At 62.3% G+C, this 18,571-nt stretch carries 14 protein-coding genes; 8 read left to right on the forward strand and 6 right to left on the reverse strand.

Annotation, left to right across the window (positions count from 1 at the left end; genetic code table 11):
- Positions 1 to 160: 160 nt before the first annotated feature.
- The 3 genes from JL39_RS05995 to JL39_RS06005 form a co-directional block, all read right to left on the reverse strand.
- Complete coding sequence (locus tag JL39_RS05995; protein WP_037147366.1) at positions 161 to 1,099, reverse strand: protease modulator HflC; 939 nt, start codon at positions 1,097 to 1,099, stop codon at positions 161 to 163.
- On the reverse strand, positions 1,096 to 2,193 hold the full coding sequence (gene hflK, locus JL39_RS06000; RefSeq protein WP_037147369.1) for an FtsH protease activity modulator HflK: 1,098 nt from the start codon (positions 2,191 to 2,193) through the stop codon (positions 1,096 to 1,098). The genes JL39_RS05995 and hflK overlap by 4 nt, the downstream gene beginning before the upstream one ends.
- Positions 2,194 to 2,332: 139 nt before the next feature.
- On the reverse strand, positions 2,333 to 2,863 hold the full coding sequence (locus tag JL39_RS06005) for a dihydrofolate reductase (RefSeq protein WP_037147371.1): 531 nt from the start codon (positions 2,861 to 2,863) through the stop codon (positions 2,333 to 2,335).
- Positions 2,864 to 3,041: 178 nt separating this feature from the next.
- Here JL39_RS06005 and JL39_RS06010 point away from each other — a divergent pair, with 178 nt between their 5' ends.
- Entirely contained in the window at positions 3,042 to 3,806 is a 765-nt protein-coding gene (locus tag JL39_RS06010; RefSeq protein ID WP_052182696.1) for a response regulator, read from the forward strand.
- 178 nt (positions 3,807 to 3,984) lie between these two features.
- Positions 3,985 to 5,022 (forward strand): alcohol dehydrogenase AdhP, encoded by a 1,038-nt coding sequence (adhP, locus tag JL39_RS06015; RefSeq protein WP_037147373.1) that lies wholly within the window; start codon positions 3,985 to 3,987, stop codon positions 5,020 to 5,022.
- A gap of 40 nt (positions 5,023 to 5,062) precedes the next feature.
- Here the strand turns inward: adhP and JL39_RS06020 are convergent, their stop codons facing one another.
- Together JL39_RS06020 and JL39_RS06025 are read right to left on the reverse strand one after the other, a co-directional pair.
- Positions 5,063 to 6,577: a bifunctional aminoglycoside phosphotransferase/ATP-binding protein gene (locus tag JL39_RS06020; protein ID WP_037147377.1), complete on the reverse strand. Its 1,515-nt coding sequence runs from the start codon at positions 6,575 to 6,577 to the stop codon at positions 5,063 to 5,065.
- A 96-nt stretch (positions 6,578 to 6,673) separates the two neighbouring features.
- A complete protein-coding gene (locus JL39_RS06025; RefSeq protein WP_037147380.1) occupies positions 6,674 to 8,155 on the reverse strand; it encodes a pyruvate kinase in 1,482 nt (493 codons plus the stop codon).
- A gap of 56 nt (positions 8,156 to 8,211) precedes the next feature.
- On the opposite strand from JL39_RS06025, the gene JL39_RS06030 reads away from it, so the two are divergent.
- The 4 genes from JL39_RS06030 to JL39_RS06045 all read left to right on the forward strand — a co-directional run bounded on the left by JL39_RS06030 (position 8,212) and on the right by JL39_RS06045 (position 15,753).
- Positions 8,212 to 9,273, forward strand: a complete 1,062-nt coding sequence (locus JL39_RS06030; RefSeq protein ID WP_265105686.1) for a bifunctional enoyl-CoA hydratase/phosphate acetyltransferase — start codon at positions 8,212 to 8,214, stop codon at positions 9,271 to 9,273.
- Positions 9,270 to 10,469, forward strand: coding sequence for an acetate/propionate family kinase (locus JL39_RS06035; RefSeq protein ID WP_037147385.1), 1,200 nt, complete (start codon positions 9,270 to 9,272; stop codon positions 10,467 to 10,469). The genes JL39_RS06030 and JL39_RS06035 overlap by 4 nt, the downstream gene beginning before the upstream one ends.
- Before the next feature lie 90 nt (positions 10,470 to 10,559).
- The gene (locus JL39_RS06040; protein ID WP_037147388.1) at positions 10,560 to 12,950 is read left to right on the forward strand and encodes a phosphoketolase family protein; all 2,391 of its coding nucleotides are present in this window, start codon (positions 10,560 to 10,562) and stop codon (positions 12,948 to 12,950) included.
- Positions 12,951 to 13,083: 133 nt separating this feature from the next.
- Positions 13,084 to 15,753, forward strand: coding sequence for an HAD-IC family P-type ATPase (locus tag JL39_RS06045; protein WP_052182697.1), 2,670 nt, complete (start codon positions 13,084 to 13,086; stop codon positions 15,751 to 15,753).
- Positions 15,754 to 15,867: 114 nt separating this feature from the next.
- Here the strand turns inward: JL39_RS06045 and JL39_RS06050 are convergent, their stop codons facing one another.
- Positions 15,868 to 16,698 carry a universal stress protein gene (locus tag JL39_RS06050; protein ID WP_037147393.1) on the reverse strand — a complete coding sequence of 277 codons (831 nt, stop codon included), beginning with the start codon at positions 16,696 to 16,698 and terminating at the stop codon, positions 15,868 to 15,870.
- A 161-nt stretch (positions 16,699 to 16,859) separates the two neighbouring features.
- Between JL39_RS06050 and JL39_RS06055 the strand changes: the two genes are divergently transcribed.
- On the forward strand, positions 16,860 to 17,333 hold the full coding sequence (locus JL39_RS06055; RefSeq protein ID WP_037147396.1) for an NUDIX domain-containing protein: 474 nt from the start codon (positions 16,860 to 16,862) through the stop codon (positions 17,331 to 17,333).
- Between the two features lie 216 nt (positions 17,334 to 17,549).
- Positions 17,550 to 18,563 (forward strand): HlyD family efflux transporter periplasmic adaptor subunit, encoded by a 1,014-nt coding sequence (locus tag JL39_RS06060; protein ID WP_348270561.1) that lies wholly within the window; start codon positions 17,550 to 17,552, stop codon positions 18,561 to 18,563.
- Positions 18,564 to 18,571 lie beyond the last annotated feature (8 nt).

Below are 18,571 nucleotides of genomic sequence, written 5' to 3' on the forward strand. Positions count from 1 at the left end.
TATTGGAGCCTTTGAATCGGGCGGAGTTTCGGCAGAGCATAAGGCGGAATAAGCACGGGGGAAATTACCTTTTCGTGAGGATTGCGCTCCCTCCACGTTTCGGTCGCGAATGCTCTCGCAGACAAACGGGGCGGTTTCTCACCGCCCCGATGCAATCCGGTCAGTTGGCCGGCGCGGCCGGCGGCGCTGGCGGAATTGAAGGCTGCGGCGCCGGCCCGTCGCCGTCGGAAGAATTGAAGAAACGAAAGAATTCCGAATCCGGCGAAAGCACCATGGTCGTGCCCTTGTCGGCGAACGAAGCGACATAGGCTCGCATGGAGCGGTAGAACTCGAAGAAGCCCGGATCGCGCTGAAAGGCCTCGCCGAAGATCTTGTTGCGCTCGGCATCACCTTCGCCGCGCAGGATTTCCGAATCCCGCTGCGCTTCGGAAACAAGCTCGACCACTTGGCGGTCGGCGATGGCCCTCCGCCGCTGGCCCTGCTCGTTGCCGCGGGCGCGGATCAGTTCGGCCTCGGCGAGACGCTCTGCCCGCATGCGCTGGAAAGTCTGTGCCGAGACCTCCTGCGTCAAATCCGTGCGGCGGATGCGCACGTCGCGGATCGTAAGGCCAAGCGTTTCGGCAGCAGTGTTCAGATCGGCATGAACTTCCTGCATCATTGACGCGCGTTCGTCGGAAAGCGCCGCATCGAAGTTGCGCAAACCGTAGACACGCCGAAGCGCCGCATCGAGCCGCGTACGCAGGCGCGATTCGGCGGACTCGCGATCGCCGGAAACAGTCTCACGGAAACGACGGGGATCGCTGATCGAATAGACCACGAACGCATCCACCTCGTAGAAGGCGCCGCCGCGGACCTGCACGCGGATATTGTCGAGATCGAAGCGCAGCGCCCGGTCTTCGACATATTGAACCCGATCGGCGTCCATGAAAGCGAAGGGCAATTTGAAATAGATGCCTGGGTCGCGCTTGACGTCCTGGATCTCACCGAAGCGGACGACGATCGCCTGCTCACGCTCGTTGACCACGAAGACAGAGGAATAGACAAGCAGCAGGACGACAGCGAGGCCGATGAGGACTGCGGGAAGTCGGTTGGAGTTCATCGGGCGGCTCCCTGCTGAGTCGGTTGCTGCTGCCGGTTGAGTTCGTTGAGCGGCAGATAGGGAACGACGCCCTGCTTGTCGTCCAGGACGATCGTGTTGGAATTCTTCAGCACGGCTTCCATGGTTTCGAGGAAGATGCGTCGGCGTGTGACTTCCGGCGCGTTGGCGTATTCCTGATAGATGGAGATGAAGCGCTGCGCCTCACCCTGAGCCTCATTGACGACCCGATCCTTGTAGGCGGATGCCTCTTCGCGGACCTGGGCGGCCTGACCGCGCGCCTGACCGAGTTTCTGGTTGGCGTATTGGTTGGCCTCTTCAACGAAGCGATCCTCGTCCTGTTCGGCCCGCTGCACTTCTTCGAAGGCATCGGCCACTTCACGCGGCGGCGCGGCGTCCTCGATCGGCACGGCGTTGATGGCAATACCGGAACCGTAAGTGTCCATCGTGCCCTGGATGATACCGCGCACTTCGGTCGAGATATCTTCGCGATTGTCTCGGAAGACATCCTGGGCCGGGCGGCGGCCGACAACCTCGCGCATGGCGCTTTCCGCGACCTGCTGCAGCGTTGACGCCGGGTTTTCCAGATTGAACAGGTAGGCCTTCGGATCGGTGACAGTAAAGAGCACCGAGAACTGCACGTTGACGATGTTCTGGTCGCCGGTCAGCATCCAGCCCGCATTGGAGTTCGAACCGCGCGCCGCGCCGATATTCTGCTGCTGCTCGGTAACTTTGACGATCTCGACTGTTTCGAGGGGCCAGAAATGGAAATGCAGGCCCGGCATCGAGATCTCATCCTTCGGGCGGCCGAAGCGCAATTCGACGCCGCGCTCGTCCGGCTGCACGGTATAGACGGACTGGAAAGCGAGGAAAGCGAGGATTACGATCACTACGATCGCAAGAGCCCCGCCGTTGAAGCCGCCGGGCATCACACCGCGCAACCGGTCCTGACTGCGCCGGATGATGTCTTCGAGATCAGGCGGGCCGCCGCTGCCGCCGCCGCGCGGGCGGTTCGGTCCCTGCCCCCAGGGACCCTGATTGTTACCGCCGCCACCGCCCCAAGGGCCGCCGCCGCCATTCTGATTGCTCCAGGGCATCAAAACCTCTTTGTCTGTGTCGCTCCCAGGCCGCGACCTTGCCGTGTGAAGGTCGTCCCGCCATTGCCCGTTATAGGTATGAGCCGGGTCGCTTTCAACGCGGACTCAATAACTTCCCGTTGTTTGGTAACGAAATGTTTCAGTTTGTCGCGTCTCGACGCCGATAGCTGACGAAACGGGTGGGATAATTGTCCTTCTCGCCCGCCGGAACAACGGTCTCCTCGATCTTCTCGAAGACATCCGGATCTATAGCCGGAAAAAAAGTGTCGCCGTCGGCAATCTCGGTTTCCACATGCGTGATGCGCAGCAAATCGGCGATCTTGATCGCCTCGGCATAGATTTCGCCGCCGCCGAGCACATAAATCTCTTCGGCACCCACCTCCGCCGCCTTCCGGCCGGCGATTTCGATGGCCTCATCGAGCGAGGTCGCGACATCGACACCTTCGCAATGGAAGTCACCGCGACGGGTGACGACGACATGCGGGCGCCCGGGCAGCGGCCTGCCGCCGAAGGAATCGAGTGTCTTGCGCCCGACGATCACCGGCTTGCCCAGCGTCATCGCCTTGAAGCGCTTGAGGTCGGTGGACAGCTTCCACGGCATGTCGCCATCGCGGCCGATGACGCCGTTCCTGGCGACGGCGGAGATAATGACAAGGCGAGGCTTCGTCACGTCGCCAACCTCAAAACCAGAACGTGTGGGCAATTTGTCTCATATGCAAAAGCTGCATTCCGCATATGGAGAGCACTCGAACAGTTCGTCAGAAACATGACCCCGCTTTCGTTCGATAGAGCCGGTCGCTCCGGCACAGGCAACAAACGAATCTAGCGGTATTGGAGACGGTTCGGTTATGCAACAGATTGTAGCGGATACGGCCTCCTTTCAGGCATCATCGCGCCAGTTTCAGGCAGCGCATATCCTCGTCGTCGACGATGACGAAAGAGTGCGCCAGATGCTCACCCGCTATTTCGACGGCGAGGGCTATGTGGTCAGCGCCGCTGCCAACGGCGCCGAGATGCAGGTGCACCTGAAGCACGGGAACGTCGACATCATTCTCCTCGATCTGTCACTGGGGGGCGGCGAGGACGGATTGGATCTTGCGCGCGAACTCCGGACATATTCGGATATTCCGATCATGATCGTCTCGGGGCGCGACGATGTAATCGACAGGATCATCGGTCTGGAGATCGGAGCGGACGACTATGTCGCCAAGCCCTTTCACCTGCGCGAGGTCCATGCCCGGTTAAGGTCCATCCTGCGGCGACGCCAGCCTGGGAACGCCCGGCAGAATGCCGGGGATGGCAGGATCGTCCGTTTCGAAAACTGGGCGCTGGACCTGGAAAGACGTGAGCTCTTCACCGCCGAAGGCACGAGCGTCGAGTTGACCACCGGCGAATTCGAAATGCTCGCGACATTCGTGCAGCATGCCGGGCGGGTGCTTTCCCGCGAATTCCTGATGGACGCGACGCGCGGGCGCCAGCTTGGGGCATTCGACCGGACGGTCGATGCGCAGATCGTCAGGCTCCGTCGCAAGATCGAAGCCGATGCCGGACGACCTCAGTTCATCAAGGCCGTGCGCGGCGTCGGCTACGTCTTCACCGCCAAGATCGCCTGATCCGAGTTTCGACGACGGCAAGATAGGTGATTTCGCCGTATTCTTGCAGGAACATTTGGGACCTGACTGCCCTTAGGGCCTGGCATCAATCCTCTCTAATTGCGCTGGATCAATGAAGCGGCGGTCCGGTTCGCGACAATCGGCGCCCATATTGCACCCTCACCTGAAGGAGACAAAGATGGCCAGAATGATGAAAGCTGCCGTGGTGCATCAATTCGGCAAACCTCTCGCGATTGAAAGCGTTCCCGTTCCAGTGCCCGGCCCGGGTGAAATCCTCGTGAAGGTGATGGCCTGCGGTGTCTGCCACACCGACCTTCATGCGGCGGACGGCGATTGGCCGGTCAAGCCGGCGCCGCCCTTCATTCCCGGCCACGAGGTGGCCGGCGTGGTCGTCGAACTCGGTCCGGGCGTCACGGATTTCAAGGAAGGCGATGCGGTCGGCGTCGCCTGGCTGCATGATGCCTGCCTGCGCTGCGAATATTGCGAGACGGGCTGGGAAACGCTCTGCGAACACCAGCACAATACCGGCTATAGCTGCGACGGCGGCTTTGCCGAATATGTCGTCGCGTCGGCGGCCTTTGCGGCGCGTCTGCCGCAGAACGTCGATTTCGCCGCGATCTCGCCGATCCTCTGCGCCGGCGTCACCACCTACAAGGGGCTCAAGGAGACCGAAGCCCGACCTGGTGAATGGGTGGCGATCTCCGGCATCGGCGGCCTTGGCCATGTCGCCATCCAGTATGCTAAGGCGATGGGTCTGAAGGTTGCGGCCCTGGATGTCGCCGCCGACAAGCTCGAACTCGCCCGCAGCGTCGGGGCGGATCTCGCCGTCGATGCCCGCGCCCTGACGGCCGTCGAAGAGGTCCGGGATGCCACCGGCGGCGGAGCCCACGGCGTTCTCGTGACCGCCGTGTCGCCACCGGCCTTCTCCCAGGCGATCCGGATGGTACGGCGCAGGGGCACTGTCAGCCTTGTCGGTCTGCCGCCAGGGGAATTCCCGACGCCCATCTTCGATGTCGTTCTGAAGCGCATCACCGTGCGCGGCTCGATCGTCGGGACGCGCCGCGACCTTGACGAGGCGATCGCCTTCGCGACCGACGGAAAGGTCAGGACCGAGATCCACAAGGCGCCGCTCGAAGACATCAACGATATCTTCGCCCGCCTCAAGGACGGCAAGATCGAGGGGCGCATGGTGCTGGATTTCTCATCCGCCACTTGATTGCAGCAGACCGCCGGGCAGCGATCGCCCGGCGCTCCTCTTAGCGGCGAGCGATGGCCGTCACGATCTCCTCCAATGGCATTGATGCATCGACATGCCGCCACGTAATGTCAGTCGGTTTGCGGGCCAGCTGGCCCGCAAGCACGTCCAAATCGGCATCCGAGGGCCCGCCGACGCGGTTGCGTACTCGCTGAAGGAGCAGCGCCGGGTCGGCATCGAGCCAGATACCTCGGAAATCGGCGTCGGCATTGGTTGCTGCGGCCTCGATGAGATGCCGATTGGCCGGATTGTCGAAAACGGCGTCTGCGACCACGCTGCCGCCCTCAGCCAGGATCAGCTCCGCGCGCCGGGCCATTTCCCGATAGACCGCCTTTGAAACATCCGGATTGTATGCGGCAGCCGGCAATCTCGTTTCGGCTGAAACTCCATGCAGGGCTTTTCGAACGCGGTCGCTTTCGATGATCCGGGCGCCGGGAGGCGCACCGATCTCTGAGGCAAGGCGCTCGGCAACCGTCGTCTTGCCCGAGCCGCTCAAGCCTCCGATGGCGATGAGACAAGCGGGCTTATCCTCCAGCAGCGCATGCGCAAGATCGAAATAGGACTTTGCCTCCTCCGCCAATCTGCTTCTGTCTTGCCCGGCTTCTTCGGCTTGCGTCGCGGTGACATGCGCCCGGACCTGCGCACGTATCGCCATGAAGAACGGCAGCAGGCAGAAGCCATCTTCGTCATCCGTCTCGTCCAGATATCGGTTCATCACCAGGTTGGCGAGGTCCGGAAAGCCACGATGCCACAGATCCATGAGCAGGAAGGCGAGATCGTAAAGCACGTCGACCGTGGCGATCTGCGCGTTGAATTCGATGCAGTCGAAGAGGCAGGGCCTGCCATCCAACAGGCATATGTTGCGAAGATGGAGGTCGCCATGGCAGCGGCGGACCCTGCCAGCCACCGCCCGGCGATCGAGCAGCGGCGCATGGCGGCGAAGCTTGGACCGGAACGCTTCACTGAGGCTTCCCACGGCCGCCGGGTCGAAGACTTGGCTAGTGGCGAAACCGGCGTCGTTGATATCGAGAACGGCACCGATATTCTCAGCGCCGCCGCCGGCGGAAACCGCGGGCGCCTTGCTGTGATAGACCGCAATCATGCGGGCGGTGGCGGTCATCAGTTCGGGCGTCAGCTTATCCGCAACCGCCATACGGTCGAAGAGTTGTTCCTGCTCGAATCGGGTCATCTCGACAACCGAATCCACCAGCGGTCCGTCACCGTCGAATTCAAGGGTCCCATCCGAAGCCCGCGTGATCCGCCGCACGCCGAGATAAAGTCCAGGCGCCGTCTCGCCGTTTAACGAGACTTCCTTGCGGCAGGCCTCCTCACGGATCGCGGCGGTGGAGAAATCCACGTAAGGGAGCTTCAGCGCCTTCTTCAGCTTAAAGGCTCTGTCTCCGGCCAATACGATCACCGAGATATGCGTCTCCATGACGTCGACCCCATTGGTCATGCCATGGGTAGCCGGATCGGCCAGGAAAGTGATCGTGCCGCTCTGATCGTCCGTCATCATCGTCCTTTTCCTCGCCGAACACCATGTAATGAACATGGTCACCCGATGCTCGGCATGACCTTGACGTGAGTCAACGGCTAAATCCGCCTCCCGCCTTCACCACGACTTCAGGGCCCGCAGGGTCGGGGTCTTCTTGAAGATATGCGCATCCATCCGGGCAAGCAGACTGTCGAGCAGGGTCACGGCTTCACTGACGGCGGGCCCTTTGTTGAGCATGACGCATTCCGCGCGGGCAGCCATGGCCGCATCGGTCATTTCGCCCCTGGACGGCAGGCCGGTTTTGACAAGATCCTCCAGAACCTGCGTCGCCCATACCGTCGGGACGAAAGCCGCCTCGCAGATCCAAAGGATTTCCTCCTGCATTTCCGCGACCCGCTCGAAGCCGATCTCGGCGGCGAGATCGCCGCGGGCGATCATCACTCCGAAAGGACGCCCCCGGGCAGCGGCCCGTGCGATCAGCGCCGGCAGGCTGGTGACGGCCTGCGGCTGCTCGATCTTGGCGATCAGCCCCAGAGCATGCTCGCGAGGCGGAAATTCGGCAAGCGCCTCTTCCAGAAGGTCGATATCGTCGGCGCGGCTGACGAAGGAGTAGCCGAGCATGTCCGCCTGACCGATGATCGTGGCAAGATCGCTATGGTCCTTGGCGGTCAAGGGGGAAAGGCCGAGAGCGGTGTCCGGCAGATTGAGACCCTTCTCCGGCTTCAGTTTGGCGCCTCCCGTCTTCGTACGCCCGACCCTTACGAGCGCCTCCCCTTCGGAAACGCTTTCGACCACGCCCTCCAGCTTGCCGTCATCATAGCGGATACGGTCGCCAACCGAGACGCGGGTGACGATCTCCGGCAATGAGACGGCGGCACAGAAGGCTGCCTCGGGTGTCACATAGGGAGCGCCCTTCGCCACCAGCCGCAGGAGATCGCCCGCCTTGAGCCTGGCGCCCTTTTCGCCCGCAACCGCCTCCGTGCGGATCTTCGGCCCCGCAATGTCCATGAGGATCGTCAGGCGGCGGTCGAGAGCAGCGCTTGCGGCACGGACATGCCTGGCCATTTCCGCCCAGGCTCGCTCATCGTCATGTGCGCAGTTGATCCGCGCCACGTCCATTCCGCGTTTGGCCAGGTCGAGGACGAAGTCCGGCTGAGCGGCGGCCTCGCTCGGCAGCGTCACCATGATGCGTCCGCGCCGATGGACGCGGGGCGGTCCGAAAAGCTCATCCGCCGCCTGCCTCAGAAGGTTTTCGCCCCGGAAGAACCGTTCCTCCGAAGGTGGCGGAAATGCCGGATCGGTGCCGCGAATGGCCGCCAGCGCCGCCAGAACCGCATCGATCGTCGGCAGGACCCGGCTTTCCAGCCGGCCGAGCGATGAGAGTCCCCGCCACATCAGCTTGCGTTGCAGAGGCCTCAGATCATGGTGCCGCAGCGCCAGATAATGGCAGAGGTTCTCCAGCCCTGCCCGCTTTTCTTCAACCATTTGCCCTGCACCCGCGAGCCCCCCGAGCATCGGCACCGCCTGCTCGATGATATCCTTGCGCAAGGCCAGCAGTTCATCGACCAGGTCGGAGGCATTCTCGACCGCATGCGGCATCGCTTCTCTCCTTCAGGTAAGATCATCGAAGACTGCTCCGCCAAGATCAATTCTTGATGACGAGGGTTCCCGCCTTGCGCTGTGTCAAGGAACCCTCCGCCCTTCCCGGCCAGAAAAGCTGCAAGCGGTGCGCGCCGCTCGGTTTCCTTTTCACGTACGAAAGGATCAGGACGGTGGAAAACATGCTGAGACATCACGGACGCTACGAGGCCTTCATCCGCGAAGCAATTTCTCTACCGCCCATGCGGACGGCGGTGGTCCATCCCTGCTCGACCGAAGCGCTGCGCTCGGCGGTCGAACTCAAGGAGCAAGGCCTTCTCGATCCGGTCCTCGTCGGACCCGAGCACAAGATCAGGGCGATCGCGGCCGCGGCCGAACTCTCGCTCGAAGGCATCGACATCGATCCCGTGGAGCACAGCCATGCTGCCGCGGATCGCGCCGTCGAGCTCGCCTCGACCGGCAAGGTCACGGCGCTGATGAAGGGCAGCCTCCATAGCGACGAACTGCTTTCGGCGGTGATGGCGCCATCCTCGCGATTGAAAACCGAGCGGCGCATGAGCCACGTCTACGTCATGGACATACCGGCCTATGACAAGCTTCTCGTGGTGACCGATGCGGCGATCAACATCCAGCCCGATCTCGATCAGAAGCGCGACATCTGCCAGAACGCCATCGATCTCATGCACCTGATCGGCATCGAAAAACCACTCGTCGCCGTGCTGGCGGCAGTCGAGACCGTCAACAGCAAGATGCCGGCGACGCTCGACGCCGCCGCACTCACTGTCATGGCGGCACGCGGTCAGATCACCGGCGCGGTGGTCGACGGACCGCTCGCCTTCGACAATGCGATCAGCATCGAGGCGGCGCAGGCCAAATGCATTGCCTCGCCCGTTGCCGGACAGGCGGATATCCTGCTGGTTCCTGATCTCGAAGCCGGTAATATGCTTGCCAAGCAGCTCATCTATTTTGCCGGTGCCGACGCGGCGGGACTGGTCCTCGGCGCCCGCGTCCCTATCATACTGACAAGCCGGGCCGATCCCGCCAAGGTTCGCACGGCCTCCGCCGCACTTGCCAAGCTGATGGCCGCCAGGCACCACGAGACAAGGGGCATCGCATGACAGACAAGCTTCTCCTGACCTTCAATGCCGGCTCCTCGACGGTGAAGATCGGCATTTTTGCACTGGACGGAGAAGGTCCGAAACGAGTCGGCAAGGCCGTCGTCGATTTCGGGAGCCGGCCGCTGATGCTGCATCTGAAGGAAGGACCGACGCAATTCGAGCTGCCCTTGAGGGCAGAATCCGGCGACGATCTCGCCGATCTCATGGACGAGGTGTTTTCCGAACTGGACAAGCATTTCGACCTCAGGGCCGTCACGGCCGCCGGCCACAGGATCGTCCATGGCGGCGACATCTTCGACGGACCGGTCGAACTGGACGCCGAAGCCCTGGAGAAAATCAGGACGCTGACGGAACTGGCGCCGCTTCATCAGCCGCAGGCACTGCGGCTGATCAGGGCCGTCCGGCATCTGCGCCCGCAGCTTTTTCAGACCGGCTCGTTCGACACGACCTTCCATGCGACCCAGCCGGACCTCGTCCGGCGGTTCGCCATCCCCCGCACCTGGCACGACCGGGGCGTCAAGCGTTACGGTTTCCACGGGCTCTCCTACGAATATGTGGCCGGCGCGCTTGCCCGGCAGGAGCCGAACATCGCCCGCGGCAAGGTCGTCATCGCCCATCTCGGCAGCGGCGCCAGCCTCTGTGCCATCGAAAACGGCTTGAGCCGCGATACCAGCATGGGTTTTTCCACGCTGGACGGCATCCCGATGGCGACGCGTCCCGGCTGGCTCGATCCCGGCGTCCTGCTGCATTTCCTGGGTCCGCTCGGCAAGCCCCTCGAAGAGGTCGAGGACATGCTCTATCATCAGTCGGGCCTGCTCGGCGTCTCGGGCCTCAGCGGCGACACCCGCGAACTCATCGAGGACGACAGCCGGCAGGCGAAGGAGGCGATCGACCTCTTCACGCTGAGAATTGCCGGAGAAGTCTGCCGTCTGGCCGCCACGCTGGGCGGGTTGGACGCACTGGTTTTCACGGCCGGCATTGGTGAGAACCAGCCGAAGATTCGCAAACGCGTGGCCGAGCGGCTGCGTTGGCTGGGCGTCGAGCTGGATGAGGACACAAACGCAAGGAATGCGGTGAAGATCAGCACATCGGCAAGCCGCATCGCCGTCTATGTCATTCCCACCGACGAGGAACAGATGATCGTTGAGGAATGCATGGCCATCCTCGAATCGATGGAGCAGATCTCTGCCCTCTGATCTAGCGAGGTGAACATGACCCGAACCATGTCGCGATCGGGTTTCCATTCTCCGATAGAAATGCACCAGACCATTCAAAGGAACAAACCGATGCAGCCAAGCGCCTCCTCATCCGCAGCACCTGTGATAGACCCGAAGGAACTGGTGCTGATGGATCGCTACTGGCGGGCCGCCAACTATCTTTCCGTCGGGCAGATCTATCTGCTCGACAATCCGCTCCTGCGCGAGCCCCTGAGGGCGAAGCATATCAAGCCGCGTCTGCTCGGCCATTGGGGCACGACGCCCGGCCTCAACTTCATCTACACCCATCTCAACCGCATCATCCGCAACCGCGATCTCGACATGATCTATATCTGCGGCCCCGGCCATGGCGGACCCGGCATGGTTGCCAGCACCTATCTCGAAGGCAGCTACAGCGAAATCTATCCGGATATTTCCGAAGATGCGGAAGGCATGCAGAAACTCTTCAGGCAGTTCTCCTTCCCGGGCGGTATCCCGAGCCACGCGGCACCGGAGACGCCCGGCTCCATCCATGAGGGGGGCGAGCTCGGCTATGCGCTGGTGCATGCTTTTGGCGCAGCCTTCGACAATCCGGATCTGGTCGTCGCCTGTGTCGTCGGTGACGGCGAGGCGGAGACCGGGCCGCTTTCGGCAAGCTGGCAGTCGAACAAGTTCATCAATCCGGCCCGCGACGGCGCCGTGCTGCCGATCCTGCATCTGAACGGCTACAAGATCGCCAACCCGACCGTGCTTTCCCGCGTGGGCGACGAAGACCTCGAACATCTGTTCCGGGGTTATGGCTACGAGCCCTTCTTCGTCGAAGGACATGAGCCGGAACGGATGCACCGGCAGATGGCGTCGGTGCTCGACGAGGTGTTCGACCGCATCCGCACGATCCAGAGGCAAGCCCGCGAAGGAAAGGCCGGTGACGGGTGCCCGCGTTGGCCCATGATCGTGCTCCGCAGCCCCAAGGGCTGGACGGGTCCGAAGGAAGTGGATGGCAAGAAGGTCGAGGGTTTCTGGCGGGCGCACCAGGTGCCGGTCGCCAATTGCCGCGAGGACGACGGCCACCGCAAGATCCTCGAAGACTGGATGCGGAGCTACGATCCGGAAGATCTCTTCGATGCAGACGGCCGGCTGAGGGAGGAATTGCGCGCCCTGTCACCGAAGGGTGACCGCCGCATGGGCGCCAATCCGCATGCCAATGGCGGTCTGCTGCGCAGGGAGCTCATCGTGCCGGATATCCGCGACTACGCCGTGCCGGTGACCGATCGCGGCGCAGCCATGGTCCAGACCACGGAAGTGCTCGGCAAATATCTGCGCGACGTCCTGAAGCTCAACGACACCCATTCCAATTTCCGCATCTTTGGTCCGGACGAAACGGAATCGAACCGTCTTGGTGCTGTCTTCGAGACGACGAATCGCGTCTGGATGGAGAAGATCGAGCCCTACGACGTGCATCTTTCGCGCGATGGGCGCGTCATGGAAGTGCTTTCCGAACATCTTTGCCAGGGCTGGCTGGAGGGCTACCTGCTGACCGGCCGGCACGGCTTCTTCTCCTGCTATGAAGCCTTCATCCATATCGTCGATTCGATGTTCAACCAGCATGCCAAGTGGCTGAAGGTCTCCCGCGAGCTGCCGTGGCGCAAATCAATTTCGTCGCTCAACTACCTGCTCACCTCACATGTCTGGCGGCAGGACCATAACGGCTTCTCGCACCAGGATCCCGGCTTCATCGATCTCGTCGCCAACAAGAAGGCCGATATCGTGCGCATTTACCTGCCACCGGACGCCAACACGCTTCTCTGGGTCGGTGACCATTGCCTGAAGACCTGGGACCGGATCAACGTGATCGTCGCCGGCAAGCAGCCGGAGCCGCAATGGCTGACGATGGACGAAGCGGTCGCTCATTGCGAAGCCGGCATCGGTGTATGGGACTGGGCAGGCAGCGAGGACGGCGCGTTGACGCCGGACGTCGTGATGGCCTGCGCCGGCGACGTGCCGACCATGGAAACGCTTGCCGCCGTCACCCTGCTCCGCGAAGCCGTCCCGGCACTGCGCATCCGTGTCGTCAACGTCGTCGACCTCATGGCACTGCAATCGAGGGAGCAGCATCCGCACGGGCTGGATGACGCCACATTCGACCGTCTTTTCACCACAGACCGGCCGGTGATCTTCGCCTATCACGGCTATCCCTACCTCATCCACCGGATGACCTATAGGCGCACTAATCACGAAAACATCCATGTCCGCGGCTTTATCGAGGAAGGCACGACCACGACCCCCTTTGACATGACGGTGCTGAACGAACTCGACCGCTTCCATCTTGCGATCGAGGTGATCGAACGGGTGCCGGGCCTGAAGGAAAAGGCCGCGCATGTGGTGGAAGCTCTCCGGGGCAAGCTTCAGGATCATCACCGCTACGTCAGGGAGTTCGGGGAGGACATGCCGGAAATCCGGAACTGGAAGTGGACAAGCTGACCGGCCCCCGCCCGAACTGATGGATGTCCCGAATTGATGGATGTCAATGGGCGGTGGCTTTCTGCCGATATTGTCGGGAGGATGATAATGGCCCCGAAGATCCATCGAGGGCAGTCCTGAACTGGAGCATTTCATGCCTGCCACGTCTTTGCGGTCCCGTGACATTCCCGAGGGCGAGAACAGGTCCCGGGGGTTAACGAGTGCCGAGGCTGCGGCGCGTCTTGCCGAATATGGCGAAAACCTGCTGCCGGCACCGGCGGCACCGTCCCTGATCGTCATCTTCCTGCGCCAGTTCCGCAGTCCGCTGATCTATATCCTGCTGCTTGCCGCGGCCGTATCGCTGATGGTGAGCGAGGCCGAAGACGCGATCTTTATCGGCGTCGTGCTCCTGGCGAACGGGATCATCGGCACCATGCAGGAATATTCCGCAGGCCGGGCGGCAACTGCGCTCCGCCAGCTCGAAGAGCCGCATGCAACCGTCATCCGCGATGGACAGGTGCAGGAAATCGAAGCGCGTTTGCTCGTTCCCGGCGATCTTGTTCTGCTTGATGCCGGCGGAAGGGTTCCCGCCGATCTCCTGCTTGTCGAGACCAATGACCTTCTCTGCGACGAGTCCTTGCTGACCGGCGAATCGCTGCCGGTACGCAAGAGGATTCCGCTCCCTGATGCATCGGCGGAGAATCTCACGGCCGGGAAGGCATTTGCCGGCACCCTCGTGACGCGCGGCCGGGCAAAGGGTATCGTGACAGCGACAGGGCTTTCGACCGGGATTGGCAAGATTGCCGCCGAGATCGGCAAGGAGTCGGTCTCCCAGCCGCCACTGATGATCCGGCTCGCCCGTTTCTCGAATGTGATCGCCTGGACCGTCGGCATTGCATCGCTCGTTCTCATCGCAGTCGGCCTCTCGCGCGGCCTAGCCTGGAGCGACCTGTTCCTCATGTCGGTCGGGCTTGCCGTCAGCGCCATCCCGGAAGGCTTGCCGATCGCCATATCGATCGCACTTGCCATCAGCATGCGACGCATGGCCAGACAGAACGTGATTGTACGGCGCATGCCGGCAGTGGAGTCGCTCGGCTCCTGTACGATGATCGCCACCGACAAGACGGGCACTTTGACCCTGAACGAATTGACGGTCACCGATATCCGCCTGCCCGATGGCACGGATCTGTTGCTGGACGCCGGCATGGATCTCGATGCCTGCGATATCCGGGGTTGCGACATGACCCTTGCTGAAGCCCGCAATCGGGCCGCGAGGCTCCTGAAGGCCGCATCGCTGCCCAATGAAGGCTCGCTCAAGCAGGATGCCGATGGCTGGAAAGGCGTTGGCGACACGGTCGATGTGGCGCTTCTCGCCGCTGCACGCAAGGCAGGGCTGAAGCAGGACGCCGTGGCAGACGACTACCCGCTGATTGCCCGCATCCCTTATGAGCCGGATCTCAAATACGCCGCGTCCTTCCACCGCAAGGGTGACCACGTGCGCGTATTCGTGAAGGGTTCGGCAGAAGTCCTGATCGATATGGCCGACCGGATGGATGTCGGCAAAGCGATTGTACCGATCGACCGCGAGACGCTTCTCCGGCAAAAGGAGGAAATGGCGGAACGCGGCCTGCGGGTGCTCGCCTTTGCGGAAGGGGAAGTCCGGGCAAACGCGGAGAATGAACTCCTGGGCAACAACCACCTTGTCGATCTGGTGTTTCTCGGTCTTGCCGGCATGCAGGACCCGATCCGTCCGGAAGTGCCGCAGGCGATCCATGATTGCTGTGCCGCCGGTGTCGAGGTTGCGATGGTGACCGGTGACGATCCGAAGACCGCGGCGGCAATCGCCGCTCAGGCCGGACTTCAATTCCGACCCGATCAGATCACGACCGGCGAAGACGTCCGCAAGGCCGAGGAGGCTGGATCGGACAGCCTCGATGAACTTACGAGACGCGCCCGCATCTATGCCCGTGTCGCGCCGGCGCAGAAGCTGGCTATCGTGCTCTCGCTTGCCCGTACCGGCCATTTCGTCGCTGTGACCGGGGACGGTGTCAACGACGCGCCGGCCCTGAAGCACGCGCATGTCGGCGTGGCGATGGGACGGAAAGGAACGGAGGTCGCCAAGGAAAGTGCCGACATCGTCGTCACCGACGACAATTTCGCCTCGATCGTCACCGGCATCCGCGAAGGCCGTACAGCCTATTCCAACATCCGCAAGGTCATCCTCATGCTGACCGCCACCGGCGCCGCGGAAATGCTGCTCTTCCTGCTGGCGATCCCGCTCGGCCTGCCCATGCCGCTGCTGCCCGTGCAGCTCCTCTGGCTCAATCTCGTCACCAACGGTATCCAGGACGTCGCACTCGCCGGCGAAAAACCGGAAGGAGACGAGCTCAAGCGGCCGCCGCGGCGCCCGAAAGAGCCGATTTTCGACCGGCCGATGATCCGCCGGATCATCCTCTCGACGCTCGTCATCGGCATCGGCGGCTTTGCCGTCTTCTACTGGCTCCTGCAGCAGGGATATGAGGTCTCTGAGGCGCGTAACATGCTCCTCCTGCTCTTCGTCATGTTCGAAAACGTCCAGACCTTCACCTGCCGCTCGGAACGTCGTTCGGTCTTCTCGCTCAGTTTCTTTGGCAATCCGTTGCTGATCCTGACCGTTATCATGGCGCAGGTCCTGCATATCTCGGCCATGTATATCCCCTGGTTCCGCGATACGCTCGACCTTGCCCCGATCTCGCTTGCCGAATGGGCAGTGATGCTGTTCGCGGCCTCCTCGATCCTCGTCGCTACCGAACTGGACAAATGGCGCTGCCGTAAAAACGCATGATGGCCGGGCGACCCGGAAAGCGGTATCCGAAAGCCGCCGGCGGCATCCTCATGGTATCAGACAAAAAGCCCCGGCTCCGCTGCTGACGGGACCGGGGCGGGTTGCTTTTGATGCCTATCGCGCCAGGAATATCGGGAACTTGGCATCCTTCAGCATCGACGCCGTGACCCCGCCGAGAATCCGCTCCCGCAACCGCGAATGACCGTAAGCGCCCATGACGATCACATCGGCATCGACGTCCAGCGCATGCTGTTCGAGGACCTGCTCGACCGGCCGGCCGCCGCCTGCAATCTGCTCGACGACCGCCTTGACCCCGTGCCGGGAAAGATAAGTGGCCACATCGGCGCCCGGCTCTTCGCCGTTGCGCCAGTAGCTGGTATCCGGATCGACCAGCACGACATGGACAGTATCGGCCGATACCAGCATGTCCATCGCTTCACGAGCGGCCCGCGCCGCCTCCCTCCGGGAATTCCATGCGAGCAGGACCGTTTTGGGCTTCAACGTCGCCTTGCCATCCTTCGGCACGAGCAAAAGCGGCTTATGGGCATCGAAGACGCCGCCGTCGACGATCGCCCGGGTCAGTTCGCTGTCGCGCCTGACACCGTCCGAGACGAGGATGACATCCGCATAAAGCGCCCGCTGCAGAATCTCGCCGGCAAGGAAAATGGATTCTGCGTAAATCTGCCCCACCTCGAAAGACAGCCCGTTCGCCTGGCATGCCGCCTCCGCCTGTTTCCGCACATCGTCCAGGACCTTCATGTCCTCATATCTCTGGTCGAGCCAGACTGTCCCGGTCGGGAATTCGGCGACGGAAGGCGGAAGGGCAAGCCCGGCGACGATCGCACAAAGATGCGCATCCAGCTCCAGGGCAAGTTCGACGGCTTTGCTGATGTCGGCAGTGGCATCGGAGGCTCCGATGACCGCGAGCACTGTTTTGAACGACATGACATGTCTCCTCTGAATCGGTCTTGATTGACCCGATGAATTGCAGCCTAGTCAGGCGCTTGCCCGGCAACGATGATCTTTATCAAATACCACGGGCGGAAATCTTCAACACGGAGCGGCCGGGCCGGTCTCAGCCGCTCTGTCACGGGGAGTTGGTCACCATGCCGAAACGCAGCGCCGGTCTCCTGATATTCCGGTATTCGGAGGGAGAACCTGAAATTCTTCTGGTGCATCCGGGCGGCCCGTTCTGGGCGCGCAAGGACGAAGGAGCCTGGTCTGTCCCCAAAGGCATGGTGGAGGAAGGTGAGGACGAACTCGCAGCAGCCATCCGGGAGACGGCCGAGGAAATCGGCGAGACCGTCGAAGGACCGTTCCAGTGGCTCGGTGAATACCGTCAGCCCGGTGGCAAGAAGGTTCTGGTCTGGTCGGTCGAGGCGAATCCTCCGATCGATCAAAGTCGCATCGTCAGCAATATGTTCTCGCTGGAATGGCCGCCGCATTCAGGACGCCTCCAACAATTCCCGGAGGTGGATCGGATCGCCTGGTTCCGCCTCGACCAGGCACGGCAGAAGATATTGAAAGGTCAGGCACCAATTCTGGACGACTTCTCCGGGCGGAGGAACAGGAGCGCGTGAGTTTCATATATCTTCTTGATCCTTATCAATGTTGCCGAACCCGTCCGGGGCAATCAAAAGCGAGCCGCCGGCAGACGGAGCAAAGGAGCGTTGGCAGATCGAAAGCCATGCACCAAAGTCCCCGAACAGAACGCAACCCATCCGAAATGGAGCCGCATCTTGAATCGCACCGGAAAAATCGCCGCGGTCCTCGCGGTCGTCGTAGCCACCGGCGCCCTGGGCTGGAAATATGTCCAGGACCGCAATGCCGCGCAGGCCATGCAGGGTATTGCAAGCGGCAACGGGCGCATCGAAGCGACCGAAATCGACATTGCGGCGCGCACGGCGGGACGCCTGACCGACGTGCTCGTCAAGGAGGGCGATTTCGTCGAGGTCGGCCAGGTCGTCGCCCGCATGGACATCGAACAGCTTGCCGCCGAGAAGCGCGAAGCGGAGGCGCAGCTCGCCAGGGCGAGGATCGGCATCGATACGGCGCGAAGCCTCGTTACCCAGCGGCAGGCCGAGAAGGAGGCGGCGGCCGCAACCGTCGCACAGAACGAAGTGGAGCTTCAATCAGCTCAGAAGAAGTTCGCTCGCAGCGAGCAGCTTTCGCGCAGCGGCACCGTTTCCGAACAGACCCTGGATGATGACCGCGCCCGCGTCGAGACCGCCAGGGCCGCCGTCGCCGCCGCCAGGGCGCAACTCGCCGCGACCGACGCCGCGATCGGCGCCGCGCAGTCCCAGGTGGTGGATGCGGAAGCCTCCGTCGAAGCCGCGCAGGCGACGATCGCGAGAATCGAGGCCGATCTGCGCGATTCCGAACTCAAGGCGCCAAGGAGCGGCCGGGTCCAGTATCTGGTTGCAAGACCCGGCGAGGTCGTCGCTGCCGGCGGCCGTGTCCTCAACATGCTGGACATCAGCGACGTCTACATGACCTTCTTCCTTTCGACCGCCGATGCCGGCCGCACGGCGATCGGCAGCGAGGCGCGCATCGTTCTCGATGCAGCCCCCCAGTATGTCATTCCCGCCCACATATCCTTCCTGTCCGATGTCGCCCAGTTCACGCCGAAGACGGTGGAAACCGAGGAAGAGCGCCAGAAGCTGATGTTCCGTATTCGGGCGCAGGTGCCGCAGGAACTGCTGCAGAAATATGTCGCACAGGTAAAGACGGGCCTCCCCGGCCGAGCCTATGTCAAGATCGATGCAAACGCCCAATGGCCTGTCGCTCTGTCCCAACCGCTTGCCCCATAGGAGCATCT

Source organism: Rhizobium sp. YS-1r (assembly GCF_000757525.1).
Classification (GTDB): Bacteria; Pseudomonadota; Alphaproteobacteria; order Rhizobiales; family Rhizobiaceae; genus Neorhizobium; species Neorhizobium petrolearium.

Coding starts and splice junctions, on each gene's coding strand:
- JL39_RS06035 (WP_037147385.1), top strand. CDS start 9,270: ATGACAGACAAGCTTCTCCTGACCTTCAATGCCGGCTCCTCGACGGTG.
- JL39_RS06045 (WP_052182697.1), top strand. CDS start 13,084: ATGCCTGCCACGTCTTTGCGGTCCCGTGACATTCCCGAGGGCGAGAAC.
- JL39_RS06025 (WP_037147380.1), bottom strand. CDS start 8,155: ATGCCGCATGCGGTCGAGAATGCCTCCGACCTGGTCGATGAACTGCTG.
- JL39_RS06020 (WP_037147377.1), bottom strand. CDS start 6,577: ATGATGACGGACGATCAGAGCGGCACGATCACTTTCCTGGCCGATCCG.
- adhP (WP_037147373.1), top strand. CDS start 3,985: ATGGCCAGAATGATGAAAGCTGCCGTGGTGCATCAATTCGGCAAACCT.
- JL39_RS06050 (WP_037147393.1), bottom strand. CDS start 16,698: ATGTCGTTCAAAACAGTGCTCGCGGTCATCGGAGCCTCCGATGCCACT.
- JL39_RS05995 (WP_037147366.1), bottom strand. CDS start 1,099: ATGAACTCCAACCGACTTCCCGCAGTCCTCATCGGCCTCGCTGTCGTC.
- JL39_RS06040 (WP_037147388.1), top strand. CDS start 10,560: ATGCAGCCAAGCGCCTCCTCATCCGCAGCACCTGTGATAGACCCGAAG.
- hflK (WP_037147369.1), bottom strand. CDS start 2,193: ATGCCCTGGAGCAATCAGAATGGCGGCGGCGGCCCTTGGGGCGGTGGC.
- JL39_RS06055 (WP_037147396.1), top strand. CDS start 16,860: ATGCCGAAACGCAGCGCCGGTCTCCTGATATTCCGGTATTCGGAGGGA.
- JL39_RS06010 (WP_052182696.1), top strand. CDS start 3,042: ATGCAACAGATTGTAGCGGATACGGCCTCCTTTCAGGCATCATCGCGC.
- JL39_RS06030 (WP_265105686.1), top strand. CDS start 8,212: ATGACGAGGGTTCCCGCCTTGCGCTGTGTCAAGGAACCCTCCGCCCTT.